At 45.2% G+C, this 12,573-nt stretch carries 14 protein-coding genes; 8 read left to right on the top strand and 6 right to left on the bottom strand.

Translation table 11 applies throughout. The annotated features are described in order from the left end of the window. Positions 1-249 precede the first annotated feature (249 nt). Genes ACRC6Q_RS16100 through hemE form a run of 4 tightly spaced genes read right to left on the bottom strand, consistent with a single transcriptional unit; the run spans position 250 to position 4,175 of the window. Complete coding sequence (locus tag ACRC6Q_RS16100; RefSeq protein WP_223641670.1) at positions 250-714, bottom strand: FixH family protein; 465 nt, start codon at positions 712-714, stop codon at positions 250-252. Beyond that, on the bottom strand, positions 711-2,147 hold the full coding sequence (hemY, locus tag ACRC6Q_RS16095) for a protoporphyrinogen oxidase (RefSeq protein ID WP_431467022.1): 1,437 nt from the start codon (positions 2,145-2,147) through the stop codon (positions 711-713). Before hemY ends, ACRC6Q_RS16100 begins: the two co-directional genes overlap by 4 nt. A 24-nt stretch (positions 2,148-2,171) precedes the next feature. Beyond that, positions 2,172-3,104, bottom strand: a complete 933-nt coding sequence (gene hemH / locus ACRC6Q_RS16090; RefSeq protein ID WP_223641659.1) for a ferrochelatase — start codon at positions 3,102-3,104, stop codon at positions 2,172-2,174. 24 nt (positions 3,105-3,128) lie between these two features. Then, positions 3,129-4,175 (bottom strand): uroporphyrinogen decarboxylase, encoded by a 1,047-nt coding sequence (gene hemE, locus ACRC6Q_RS16085; protein ID WP_223641657.1) that lies wholly within the window; start codon positions 4,173-4,175, stop codon positions 3,129-3,131. Positions 4,176-4,388: 213 nt separating this feature from the next. Here hemE and ACRC6Q_RS16080 point away from each other — a divergent pair, with 213 nt between their 5' ends. The 3 genes from ACRC6Q_RS16080 (at position 4,389) to ACRC6Q_RS16070 (ending at position 7,302) form a co-directional block, all read left to right on the top strand. Further along, the gene (locus tag ACRC6Q_RS16080; RefSeq protein WP_223641655.1) at positions 4,389-4,901 is read left to right on the top strand and encodes an antibiotic biosynthesis monooxygenase family protein; all 513 of its coding nucleotides are present in this window, start codon (positions 4,389-4,391) and stop codon (positions 4,899-4,901) included. A gap of 48 nt (positions 4,902-4,949) precedes the next feature. Then, the gene (locus ACRC6Q_RS16075; protein WP_431467120.1) at positions 4,950-5,945 is read left to right on the top strand and encodes a sodium:calcium antiporter; all 996 of its coding nucleotides are present in this window, start codon (positions 4,950-4,952) and stop codon (positions 5,943-5,945) included. 187 nt (positions 5,946-6,132) lie between these two features. After that, a complete protein-coding gene (locus tag ACRC6Q_RS16070; RefSeq protein WP_431467021.1) occupies positions 6,133-7,302 on the top strand; it encodes a M20 metallopeptidase family protein in 1,170 nt (389 codons plus the stop codon). Positions 7,303-7,346: 44 nt separating this feature from the next. On the opposite strand, the gene ACRC6Q_RS16065 is transcribed toward ACRC6Q_RS16070, so the two are convergent. Continuing rightward, positions 7,347-8,549 (bottom strand): ABC transporter permease, encoded by a 1,203-nt coding sequence (locus ACRC6Q_RS16065; protein WP_431467020.1) that lies wholly within the window; start codon positions 8,547-8,549, stop codon positions 7,347-7,349. Beyond that, positions 8,533-9,282: an ABC transporter ATP-binding protein gene (locus tag ACRC6Q_RS16060; RefSeq protein WP_223641649.1), complete on the bottom strand. Its 750-nt coding sequence runs from the start codon at positions 9,280-9,282 to the stop codon at positions 8,533-8,535. The genes ACRC6Q_RS16065 and ACRC6Q_RS16060 overlap by 17 nt, the downstream gene beginning before the upstream one ends. Before the next feature lie 105 nt (positions 9,283-9,387). Between ACRC6Q_RS16060 and ACRC6Q_RS16055 the strand changes: the two genes are divergently transcribed. The 5 genes from ACRC6Q_RS16055 to ACRC6Q_RS16035 all read left to right on the top strand — a co-directional run bounded on the left by ACRC6Q_RS16055 (position 9,388) and on the right by ACRC6Q_RS16035 (position 12,514). Then, a complete protein-coding gene (locus ACRC6Q_RS16055; RefSeq protein ID WP_223641647.1) occupies positions 9,388-9,819 on the top strand; it encodes an HIT family protein in 432 nt (143 codons plus the stop codon). 104 nt (positions 9,820-9,923) lie between these two features. Then, a complete protein-coding gene (locus ACRC6Q_RS16050) occupies positions 9,924-10,454 on the top strand; it encodes a tryptophan transporter (RefSeq protein WP_223641645.1) in 531 nt (176 codons plus the stop codon). Between the two features lie 126 nt (positions 10,455-10,580). Next, on the top strand, positions 10,581-11,000 hold the full coding sequence (locus tag ACRC6Q_RS16045) for a YtxH domain-containing protein (protein WP_431467019.1): 420 nt from the start codon (positions 10,581-10,583) through the stop codon (positions 10,998-11,000). A gap of 304 nt (positions 11,001-11,304) precedes the next feature. Continuing rightward, positions 11,305-11,868 carry an HTH-type transcriptional regulator Hpr gene (locus ACRC6Q_RS16040; RefSeq protein WP_223641641.1) on the top strand — a complete coding sequence of 188 codons (564 nt, stop codon included), beginning with the start codon at positions 11,305-11,307 and terminating at the stop codon, positions 11,866-11,868. A gap of 100 nt (positions 11,869-11,968) precedes the next feature. Continuing rightward, entirely contained in the window at positions 11,969-12,514 is a 546-nt protein-coding gene (locus tag ACRC6Q_RS16035; RefSeq protein WP_223641639.1) for a DUF3267 domain-containing protein, read from the top strand. The last annotated feature ends 59 nt before the right edge of the window (positions 12,515-12,573 follow it).

Below are 12,573 nucleotides of genomic sequence, written 5' to 3'. Positions count from 1 at the left end.
AGAACCACTCCCCATCTATCTCTCCCAAACAACTAGGATATCCACCTATCAACTACACACCCAGCTGAGGAGCGGCTACGGAGTGGGTGGAGCGATAAGACTGGCAGCGGCCTTCAGCTGCCCGGCTTATCGTGGGAACCCACTCCAGAGCGACCGAGGCGACTATAGAACTGCAGTAAAAATCGCCACTCCCAATCTTTTATTCACAATAAAAAGACACCGCCTAAGCGATGCCTTTGGTAATCTGTATCAATGGCCGGAATGGCCTTCCATCTTATCCATGCCCTGCGAATCCTCGCTGTCATCCGGAACGATGGAATCCGGGTCAGGGTTGCCGACCGTGATTTCCTGTTTCGGCATAACGTGCAAACTCCGTGCAGTGGTATGCGCCTGCATATAATACAAGCCCTCTTCTTCAAAACTGGTTTCCGCTTCATAAACTCCGTCTTCTCTATGCTCAGCCGGAATCATCTCGCTGTTATCGCGGTCTCCGGATTCCCATACCTCATAAACGACTTCATCTGCATCTTCCACAGCTTCGTCTCCCTGGGTCACAGAAACGGACAGCACCACTTCTTCAGCAACAGCTGCCTGCTGTTCAGTGTTGAATTCCACCATCACTTCTTCTATCTGCTCACCAGTACCAGCTGCATCCGTTCCGCAGCCAGCCAGCAATAAAAATGGCAATCCAAGCCACATAAATTTTTTCATCATGCATTTCCCTCCGTGCTGATAGATTCAGCAGTAAATCGTTCGATCAATTGATTGGCAGCCGCTTTCCCTTGGTCAACGCAGGCTGGCAATCCGAATCCTTCAAAGGAACCCCCTGCAATCTGTACCATCGGAAGCGCATCCTGCAATTCTTTTTTGGCGGAAGCAATCCGCTCTTCATGGCCCACTAAATATTGCGGCATCGCTTCTTTCATTCGGGAAACGACAGTCAGTTCCGGTTCTCCCTGAATATCCAGCAATTTATTCAGGTCTTCTAAAACCGCTTTAATAATTTCCTTATCCGATAATTCCACAACCGCTTCATCACCGACCTGCCCAATAAATGAGCGATACATGGTTTTCCCAGTCGGTGTTAAGCTGGGCCATTTTAAGTGTGCTGCTGAACACGCCGTAATGGTGAAATCGCTGTTTCGTGCCACTACAAATCCCATGCAATCAGATTCGGACGCTATGGCACCTTCCGGAAAAGCGATGGATACCGTTGCAATCGAAGTGGAGGGTATGCCTTTCAGGCCCTTCAACAAGCCCAAAGGTTCAAAGATCGGCAACAGTTTGGCATGCGGCAAGGCGAAAATGACACCATCCGCTACGATGGAAGCTTCATTGTTCAGCTTCAGCTTCACCTGGTTTTGCTGCTGTTGCAGGCTTTCCACTTTGACGCCTTTTAGAATGGTACAGTTTTCAAGTTCTTTTTCCAGCGTATGTACCAGTGTTTCAAGTCCACCTGTAAACGTTTGGAATAAGCCTTCTTTTACGGTATTGAAGGGGCGGGAATCCGCTACTTGATTTTTCTTTAAGCCCCGTATTAAACTGCGGTGCTGGCGCTGGGCATCAAGCAACTCAGGAAACGTCGCTTTTAAACTCAAGCGGTCAATATCCCCAGCAAAAACGCCTGAAAATAATGGTTCAATTAAGTTTTCGACCAACTCATTGCCGAATCTGCGCCTTAAAAATTTACCGAGTGGCTGATCTTCAACTACTGTCGATGCCGGCAGGACGAAGTCCCCTAAAGCGCGAGCCTTGCCAAACCAAGAGCTGATGCCGGACGTAAGGAACGAACCGAAATTCGTCGGTACGCCCATGACTGAACCCAACGGGATCGAATAGAGCTGATTCTCGACTGCCACATGGGTTTTCCCCGGGGCGCTTTGGATTAATTGGTCTTCAATCCCTAATTCTCCAGCTAATTGCTGAATGCTGTTTTTTCGTGAGACAAACGAATCCGGACCACGCTCTATTACAAAACCATCTTTATGCAAAGTCTGGATTTTCCCGCCGAGACGATGGGCTACTTCAACCAATGTGATGTCGATCTCCAAACCTTGCTCAACTGCCTGTTTTTGTAAGTAGTATGCCGCTGACAGTCCTGTAATTCCTCCGCCAACGACGACTACTTTATGCGCTTTTACGGTCACGTTTAATCCTCACTTTCACTTGGTTTATTTTTCTGCCAGCTTTCTCAATACCACATCAGCCAAACCATCGATGAACAATGGCTGGACGTTCGGCATTTCCGGACGGCGGTAGTTTGCACCGATTTCGTCGCAGACAACTTTACATTCATAATCATTGTCGAACAGAACTTCTAAGTGATCCGCTACAAATCCAACCGGTGTGTAGACGAAAGACGTGTATCCTTTTTGTTCAAACAAGTCGCGTGTCAAGTCCTGAACATCAGGGCCAATCCAAGGTTCGCCTGTTTGTCCCGCACTTTGCCAGCCGATTTCTACGTTTTCAACACCTGTAGCTTGTTGGATCATTTCAGCTGTTTCTTTTAATTGATCCGGGTAGGGATCGCCATTTGCGATGATTTTCTCAGGCAATGAATGCGCTGAAACGATCAAGCAGGATTTTGCACGTTCTTCTTCCGACATTTCAGCGAATGAAGCACTGACTTTTTCAGTCCAATATTGGATGAATTTCGGTTCTTTGTACCAGCTTTCAACTGAGGTCAATGAAATGCCTGCTTTTTCAGCTGCCTCAGCTGCGCGGCCATTATATGATTTCACAGAGAAAGTCGAGAAATGAGGCGCTAATACAATTGAAACGGCTTCTGTGATGCCGTCTTTTTTCATTTCTTCCACGCCGTCTTCAACGAATGGTTCGATATGCTTCAAGCCAAGATACATTTTAAATTCAATTTCGTCCTGGATTTCGTTCAAACGCTGACATAGGCCCTCTGCTTGGTCTTGCGTGATTTTTGCAAGAGGTGAAAGGCCGCCGATCGCTTTGTAGCGGCTGCGCAGGTCTTCCAGACTTTCTTCGCTCGGCTTGCGGCCGCGGCGAATATGCGTGTAATAGCGTTCAATATCGTCTTCTGAATATGGCGTTCCATATGCCATCACTAATAATCCCATTGTCTTCTTCAACATAATCACCTCGAAATGAATTTTCTTCTATTTTAATTTACTTTTATGAGCAGCACTGTATTCGTGGACGAATGAAGTCAAGCGCTTCAATGTATCCGGATTGACCTCAGGAAATACCCCGTGGCCCAAATTGAAAATATAGCCATCACTCTGCATGCCCATATCCAAGATCTTTTTCGCGCGTTCTTCGATTACTGGCCAGTCTGCCAATAAGTATGCTGGATCAAAATTCCCTTGAAGGGTTTTTGTCAATCCCATAGCACGTGCTTCAGAAATCGGCAGGCGCCAATCCAATCCAACTACATCCACCGGAAGTTCGTGCCATTCTTTTGCCAAATGGCTTGCGCCGACACCGAAAATCGTCAACGGCACACCTTCTGTACGCAATTCAGCGAATATACGATCCATTACCGGCTTGATGAAAATGCGGTAGTCTTCTACATTTAAAGCACCTACCCATGAATCGAAAATCTGAATCGCTTTAGCACCTGCTTTGATTTGCGCATTCACATAAGGAATGATCGTGTCTGCCAATTTATCCATCAACGCAAACCACATAGCCGGTTCCGATACCATCATCGCTTTGGTTTTGTTGTAGCTTTTCGAAGGGCCGCCTTCAATCATATAGCTGGCTAATGTGAAGGGGGCGCCTGAAAAGCCGATCAACGGTACGTTCAGTTGCTCTTGCGTCAACAAGCGAATCGTATCCAGGACAAAATCGACGTCTTGTTCAGGATTGATTTCGCCTAAGCGTTCGATATCCGCCATTGTACGGATCGGATTATCAATTACGGGACCGATTCCCGATTTGATTTTTACGTCAACGCCGATTGCCGGCAACGGTGTAACGATATCTTTGTAAAGAACTGCTGCATCGTTGTTGTACTGATCTACAGGGAGTTTGGTCACGTAAGCGCATAGTTCCGGCTGATGCGTGATTTCTTCCAATGAATATTTTTCTTTGATCTTGCGGTATTCCGGCTGCGAACGTCCAGCCTGCCTCATGTACCATACAGGTACATGATCCGTTTTTTCTCCACGCGCTGCGCGAAGATAAGTATCATTAAATGTCATGAATTTTTCATCCCTTCAAACTTCTGCTCTACTGTTTGTCTACCTATATCCGTCTATACTATAGACGTTCCGCCCTTTATTGTATAGATTCACAGCGCATTTGTCATAAATTAGACGCTTCTCTTTTCACTTGTTTGTCAAACCTGTTTCATGTAGATTTCTAGAGGGAAGGATGTATAGTAAGCAGTAAGCATATTATTAGGAGGGGTATTAGTGAATTTTTATATGACAACCGGAACATATGATTATATGAAAAAAATGCGCGACAAAAATCCAGCAGAGAAAATGGTCCTCATGCAGGGTGAAAATTCGACCTTGATGATCCATGAAACAGAAGGAAAAACGATTTTCCAAACTCCCCGTCGCTATGAAGTTGTCGACGGAACTGGTGAGCTGAAGGAAAAAGGATTTTTTGTCTTCAATAATATACCGGTCTCCGATGAAGGTCGTCCTGTTTTCGAACATCGTTTTAAGAATCGGGCAGGTGCTATTGAAAATGAGCCTGGTTATATTGCATTCCGTGTTCTGAGACCGCTCGATTCGGATACGTATGTGGTCCTGACTGAATGGGAATCCCCTGCTTTTTATGAGAAATGGAAAGAGTCGCAGGCTTTTGCAGAAGCCCATTCCGCTAAGCCTGAAAGTCCGGCCGGTTCGCAGCGTCCGAATATTTTCTCGGGTGTATCCTATATCAGTACGTATCGAGCAAAACCTGAAGAAGAATAACTCAACAAGATTTTGCACATATAAAGAGGAGGAAATTACTTGGTTTTTTTGATTTTCTTTATTTTCATAGTAGCAGCTGCATTGACTGTTTTCGCGTCCATCAAGCTGTCCCAATACGCCGATGTTATCAGTTCGAAAACAGCAATGGGCGGCATGATGGTCGGTACACTATTGCTTGCAGGTGCCACTTCCCTTCCGGAAGTGTCCACCAGTTTCTCGGCAGCCGCGATCGGCAATGCCGATATCGCAGTTGGAAACATGATCGGATCAAATCTTTTCAATCTATTTATTCTTGCGGGATTTGATTTCCTTCTCAGAAGGCGCCGTATTTTAGACCGGGCTTCCCGAAATAACATTTATACCTCCCTCCTTGGGATTTTATTGACCGTCCTGGTGATCATGGCACTTTGGCTGCGCCTGGATACTCAAATTCTGGGTGTTGGTCTTGATGCACTGATTATCGCCATCACTTATATTGTCGGTATGGTGGCCATCAACAAACTGCCTTCATTGGATCCTGAAGCAGAAGCGATTGCGGAGTCGGAAGAAGAACCCGACAATCCGAGTGCTTCGCTATCTCCGAAAGCTGCGATTGTCCGCTTTATCATCGCAGCACTTGTCATTTTAGCTGCCGGTACCGCTTTATCGATTACCGGCGACCAAATCGCCATCATCACCGGCATCGGCTCCAGCTTTATCGGCAGTTTCCTGATTGCAGCAGCAACTTCCCTTCCGGAAGCCATTTCTGTTTTTGTAGCGCTTCGATTGAGCAATGTCAACATGGCAGTCGGTGCGATTCTCGGAAGCAATATCTTCAACATGATCATCCTTGCCCTGTCTGACCCTGTGTACACTGCGGGAACTATCATTTCGGGTGTTTCCGGTGCGAATATGATCATCGCTGTCGGTGTTCTGATCATGTCCTTGCTGGCTTTGCTTTCGCTTTACCGGAAAGAAAGCAAGTCTACATTATCTTACGCACTGCCATCAGTGATTATTCTCATCGTGTACTTTGCAGCATCTTATATGAACTTCACTTATTAACTAAGCAAAACAAGGCGCAGCATGACTCCGGCAAACGGAGTTGGCTGCGCTTTGTTAATTCCAGGGTTCTGAGTTGAATCCACTGAAGTCTTTTCTGCTTGACGGACGGGTGTTGCAAAGTTGCGTCACTTCTCATAATAAACAGTTAGTTATGATATGATTTTAAAAAGAGGAAGGGGTTTTGACAATGATTGATAAATTATACGCTGAGTTGGATGCTGCTTATCCTGAAATGGTGGAAATCCGACGCCACCTGCACATGAATCCCGAGCCATCGTTCCATGAAATCAAAACAGCCCGCTACATCCGCCAATATTATGAGCAATTAGGCATCGATGTCAAACACAGTGTTGGCGGAAACGGTGTGGTAGCCACGATAGAAGGCGCTAACCCTGGGAAGACCATTGCTTTGCGCGCTGATTTTGATGCTTTGCCTATACAAGATCAAAAAGAAGATGTGCCCTATAAATCAACGGTCAATGGCGTCATGCATGCATGCGGACATGATGGCCATACAGCGACTCTTCTCGTGCTCGGAAAAGTCCTGCACTCCTTGCGCCATGAACTGGCTGGAACTTATGTATTAATCCACCAGCATGCTGAAGAACTGGTACCCGGTGGTGCTAAATCGATGATTGAAGCAGGTGTCCTGGACGGGGTCGACGCCATTTTCGGAACCCACCTTTGGTCTACGACGCCATTCGGTAGAATCGATACGCGCGTCGGACCCATCATGGCCGCTGCCGACAGCTTTGAACTGAATATCCAGGGACGTGGAGGGCACGGCGCCAGCCCCCACGAAACCATCGACGCGGTCGTTATCGGCTCCCAAATCGTTTCGAACCTTCAGCCGCTGGTATCGAGACGTGTGGACCCCCTCGAATCTGCGGTCTTGTCCGTCGGTTCGTTTGTTGCGCAGAATCCGTTCAATATCATTGCTGACCAGGCCGTACTGTCCGGAACTGTCCGTTCATTCAAAGAAGATGTCCGAAGCCTGATGGAGATGGAGATGGAACGGGTCATTGAAGGAACCAGCATGGCCAACAACAGCCGCTATGAATTTAATTTCAAACGGGGATATCCGGCGGTCGTCAACCATGAAAAAGAAACCCTCTATATTAAGAGCATTGCAGAAGCGATTCCTGGTGTAGAAGAGGTCTATGATTGCCCGCCTCAGATGGGTGGAGAGGATTTCGCCTACTACCTGGAGGAAATTCCAGGTGCTTTCTTCTTCACTGGCGCCATGCCTGAAGGCGAAGTCTATCCTCACCACCATCCGAAATTCGATTTCAAAGAAGAAGCCATGCTGCTGGCAGCTAAAACACTTGGCACTGCCGCAATCAACTTCCATAAATAAATCAAAAACAAGCCCGGCCTCTAAAAAGAGAGGCCGGGCTTGTTTCAATTCTTTTTATTTTTCAATACGGCAACAGTCAGTAGAGAAACGACTAAAATAACGCAAAAAGTCAACAAGGCGGTAATCAGTTCCCCCATCAGTAATAAGACAGCTGCGGCTGCAATGCTTTGCAGGACCTGCATGGCCATGATGAGTTTCCTGACAGCCTGCTGCCTGCTGAAATGTGTCAGCGGAAACAGATTATCCATCCGGAAATGCTGGGTATGGGTCAGTCCCTGCCAAATCTGGATCACCGTTGCAAATGCCAAAGCACCGGCAAATAAGGCGACACCAATCTGGAACGGAATAAACCAAGCCCCCACCATAATGATTGCCGTCAATCGCACCCATAAGTAAAACAATTCATCCGATCGGATAAACGTTCTCCAGACTAAAAACAGATGAGCGTTTTTCGGACCCGGCTTGATAAACCGGTAAACCCAGTTCAGCCAGCTTCTGGTTTTGATTTTACCCTTCAGATGAGGAACATCCGTAAAGTAATTGGCGAATTGATAAAAGCGAAGCATCCGGTTTTCTTCCAAGCCGATAAAATGTTCGTAAGCAAAAGGCTTTCCGACCGCTTTCCGGGCAATCCATTTGCCGTAGAAAATGATGGCAAACAAGACAACAATGGCAATGATCAACTGTTCTTCTACATAAAAGTACACAAATAATCCAATCAGCAGAAAGCGAAGCAGCCGATCCAACCAGACACCGTCTCCTGCTCCTTGTCTCCTAAAAGCAAACTCCGTCTGGATATTCCACCATTTAATCAGCAGCAGCAAAATCGGAAAACCGATCAGGAAAGATGATGGCAGGCCATAGAGAGCGTTGACCATCGGCAATGAAACAATAAAGACGATGACCGGCAAGTACAATTGCGAAAAGAACGACCACTTCAATGCCGGCTTCAGAAATTCATCCAACTTGCTTTCCAAAGGCAAAAAATACACCGAATCCGCTTCTTTCAATAAAGTGGACGGCGGACTGATGGCTAACAGCACCCCAAAAATCACTGCCAGGACAAGCGCTCCTGGGAAATCCGGCGGGGTATTCTGAATCCATTCACTATAGGCGAATCCTGCAGCTCCAAGTGCAAAAAGCAGCACGACCGCAATATGGCCGGTGAAAATATATTTCAGGTAATTTTGGACTTCAGCTGTGTATTTAGTGAGCCTCCGTGACCAAACATCATGCAAATTCTTCATTTAGCTCATCCTCGGTCATCGCAATGTATAAATCGTCAAGTGACGCGTCCGGCATATTGAACGCTTTCCGCAAATCATCCATGGTCCCGCTGGCCCGCACACGGCCGTTGTGAAGAAGGATGATCCGGTCGCAATAACGCTCTGCAGTCGACAAGATATGTGTCGACATCAGCACGGATGCCCCCTTTTTCTTTTGCTTTTCCATTTGATCCAATAAAGATTTGATGCCCAACGGATCCAGCCCCACAAAAGGTTCATCGATGATATAAAGAGCCGGATTCACCAGAAATGCACTCATGATCATCACTTTTTGGCGCATTCCTTTCGAAAAATGCGACGGAAACCATTTCAGGCGCTTTTCCATCCGAAATTCCTTCAGGAGTTCAGCAGAACGCTTTTCAAACAGCTTCGGATCTAGATTATAGGCCATCGCAGTCAATTCAAGGTGTTCCCGCAGCGTCAGCTCCTCATACAATACCGGCGTCTCCGGAATATACGAAAAAGAGGAACGGTACGAGTCCATATCTTCTTCAAAGGTTTTTCCATTCAAACGGATCTGCCCCGATTTCGGCTGCATCAATCCGATAATGTGCTTGATCGTCGTACTTTTTCCGGCACCATTCAAACCGATCAGCCCGACAAGCTCCCCTTTTCCTATTGAAAACGTCACTTCCTGCAAGACCGGCTTGCGTGTATATCCTCCAGTCAACGCATCGACTTCCAAAATTGCCATGCATAACACCTCTTTCTATTAAACTATTGTATCAAAACCAGCTGCTGAATTCTTTTCGGATATGTCCATTGTGGTAAAATGGGGGAAATGGAAAGGATGATACCAATGACAAATTGTATTTTCTGCAAAATCATTGCAGGCGAAATCCCAAGCGTGAAAGTTTATGAAGATGAACATGTTTTTGCATTTATGGATATCATGCCATTGTCTAAAGGGCATACCTTGCTTATCCCCAAAACACATCGCGAATTCGTCTATGACCTTGCGCCGGAAGAGGCAGCCAATCTGTTTTCCGTAGCACCTAAAATTGCAAAAGCCATCAACGAAACCTTCCAGCCTGAGGGCATGAACTTGTTGAACAACAATGGTGCGAAAGCCGGACAAAGCGTTTTCCATTTTCACCTGCACTTTATTCCCCGCTACGGCGAAAGCGACGGATTTGGCGCAAAGTGGATGACGAAAGAAAAGGAATTCACTTCTGAACGCATCCAGGAACTTGCGGAAAGCGTAAAAGAAAAATTAGCCGCTGACGCTTGATTTTCTGAAGTGGACAGGATAGAATCAGTATAAGTTTTTCGCCGGCGGTCATGAGGACACGACCGGGAAAAAGAAACTAGCACAGAGCTGAGGAGAGATGAGAAATGAATACGAAAAACCTAGTTTTAATGGCGTTGCTGGTCAGCGTCGGAGCCACTCTTTATGTGGTGATTCCAGGCATCAATGGCGGAATGAAGCCCGATTTCATGTTGACGATGATGTTTGTCGGCATTCTTTTATTCCCGAATGTTAAAAACGTGTTTTTATTGGCGGTAACGACGGGTGTCCTGTCTGGACTGTTTTCTACATTCCCAGGTGGATTCTTCCCGAATATCATCGATAAGTTTATCACGGCTTTTGTTTTTCTTGCTTTGGTGATGATCTTGAAGAAATTCATTTCTAAACTACCAGTGACTATTGCCCTTTGTGCAGTTGGAACTTTATTGTCCGGAACGATTTTCCTGTCTGCAGCCATTTTTGTAATCGGCGCCAATATTCCGTTCAGCCTTTTGGTTGTTACGGTGGTCTTGCCTGCAGTATTGATGAACGGAGTCGCTTTCGCCTTTATTTATCCGATTGTCATCACATTAGTCAAGCGTTCAAAATTCGAAACGGCTGTTTCACAAGCGGCCTAAATACCAGAGCTTTTCGCCATTATTTTTGGCGAAAAGCTTTTTTTATTGAATAGTCATTCATCTTTATGTTTTAATTAGGTAAAATAAAGGAAAAGAAGCTTATAGGAAGAAAGGGGCGTTTTATACATGAAAGCATCAAGGTTTTTCTTAGGACTTGCTACAGGGTTGGCAGCAGGAGCTGCAACGGCCTTATTCTCTGCACCACAATCAGGACAGGAATTCCGTACGACAATGAAGTCATCATCAACTGAATGGAAAGAATACTTAAATGAACTGAAGGAAAAAGTGAATGGCATAAAAGACTCAATCAACCATCTGACTGAGGAAGCCAAATCACAGCTGCCTGAAGCAGTCGACGGATTGAAAGCTTCTCTCGAAACATGGACAGAGAGCACTGCTCCTGCGAAAGAGCATCTCCAGCTTGAGATCATGGCAATCCAAAACGCAATCGAAGAATTGCAGAATACCATCAGTAAAGATAAAAAAGACAATGACGATGATAAGCCTAAAAAGGAAAAAGTCGATGACGATACACAAACCGCTTAAAACAGCAGCCTTCGGGCAGCTGTTTTTTTTGTGGGATATCTTATTCCCCCATTCAAAACTAAAAACGCAGTTTTCGGAACCTTCAATCTGTGAAAATAACTATTCAATGTCAGGTCAGTGTTTGCTGCTCTGCTTTGCTGTATCCAGCTTTTTGAATAGCTGATTACAACCGTTCTTTCCTGATCGAGTATGTTTTACAGTACTTCCCTATTGCTTTTGTAAATTATTTTACTATTCTTACTTTAATTACGTTTGCTTTACTGCTATAATAAAGAAAATATTTCGGAGGAAAGTTGGTGCTTGTGTGAATGAAAAGGAATATACCATGAAAGAGGCTATGCTGTTTAGCCAGCGCATCGGGCAATTGTCGAAAGCTTTGTGGAAAGCGGTGGAAAAAGATTGGCAGTTGTGGATAAAACCTTATGATTTGAATATTAATGAGCATCACATTCTTTGGATCTCCTACCACTTAAAAGGAGCTTCCATCTCAGATGTTGCTAAATTCGGCGTCATGCATGTTTCAACCGCTTTTAATTTCTCAAAAAAACTGGAAGAGCGTGAACTGCTATCTTTTTCGAAACGCGATACGGATAAGCGCAATACCTATGTACAACTGACTGAAAAAGGCGAGAAACTGATGCAGGAAATGATTGAGAATTATCATGAAACTCCGCACGCCGTTATCGACGGCTCTCTTCCATTGCGTGAACTGTATGGAAAGTTCCCTGAATTCATGGATATCATGGCCGTCATCCGAAACATTTACGGAGATGATTTCATGGAGATATTCGAAGCTTCCTTCAAAAATATCGAGAACAGATTCAGTGAAGAAAACCATGTCATTATGCACCAGGAAAGCCAGCAATAATCAGTAATTCCCCAAATTTAATTTATGGTTGCATTTCCTTATAAATCATTGTAATGTATGTATCGAATCAAAAATGAATTTATAAATAGGGGATGCACACATGCACTGCTGGAAAACAATTAATGTAAAAAAACAATATGGATTTGACCGGCTTTTCATGATATCAGCGCTTTTCGGAATTGCTGTTTTTATGGCCTCCTACATTGGGCTTGCGATTGCTTATGCCACACCTCTATCCGATCAGTATTTCCTGCTTTTCATCCTGGCTTTGCTGGCCATCTATCCGATCCACAAAATTCTGCATTTTTTGCCGATGATCGGATGCCACAAGTCCTTGAAGCTTATCATTCGAAAACAATTGAAAGTTTGTCCGGCTATTTTACTTCATATCAATGAACCGGTTCCAAAATTGCGTTTTCTTTTGTCATTGGCCACACCTTTTCTTTTCTTAAACACAGCCATTGTCACCTTAAGTATACTGATGCCTGCCTTCAGCCATTATTTCGCTATGCTTTTGGCCTATCACTGTGCGCTATGTTTGACGGATATCATCTATCTTCGCAATTTAGCGCGTTCTCCAAAGTATGCATTAATAGAAGAAACAGAGACTGGTTTTGAGATTTTAGTACCTCCAGTAGTCAGCTGATTCCTGCTTTTTCTTCCCGTCTTTGTTATACTAGGAAGTAAAGTCAGAGGGGAGGAAAT

The sequence above is a fragment of the Planococcus sp. SE5232 genome (genome assembly GCF_050686535.1).
Classification (GTDB): domain Bacteria; phylum Bacillota; class Bacilli; order Bacillales_A; family Planococcaceae; genus Planococcus.
Note: the sequence above shows the minus strand (reverse complement) of the source record. Positions and strands in the feature narration are given on the sequence as shown.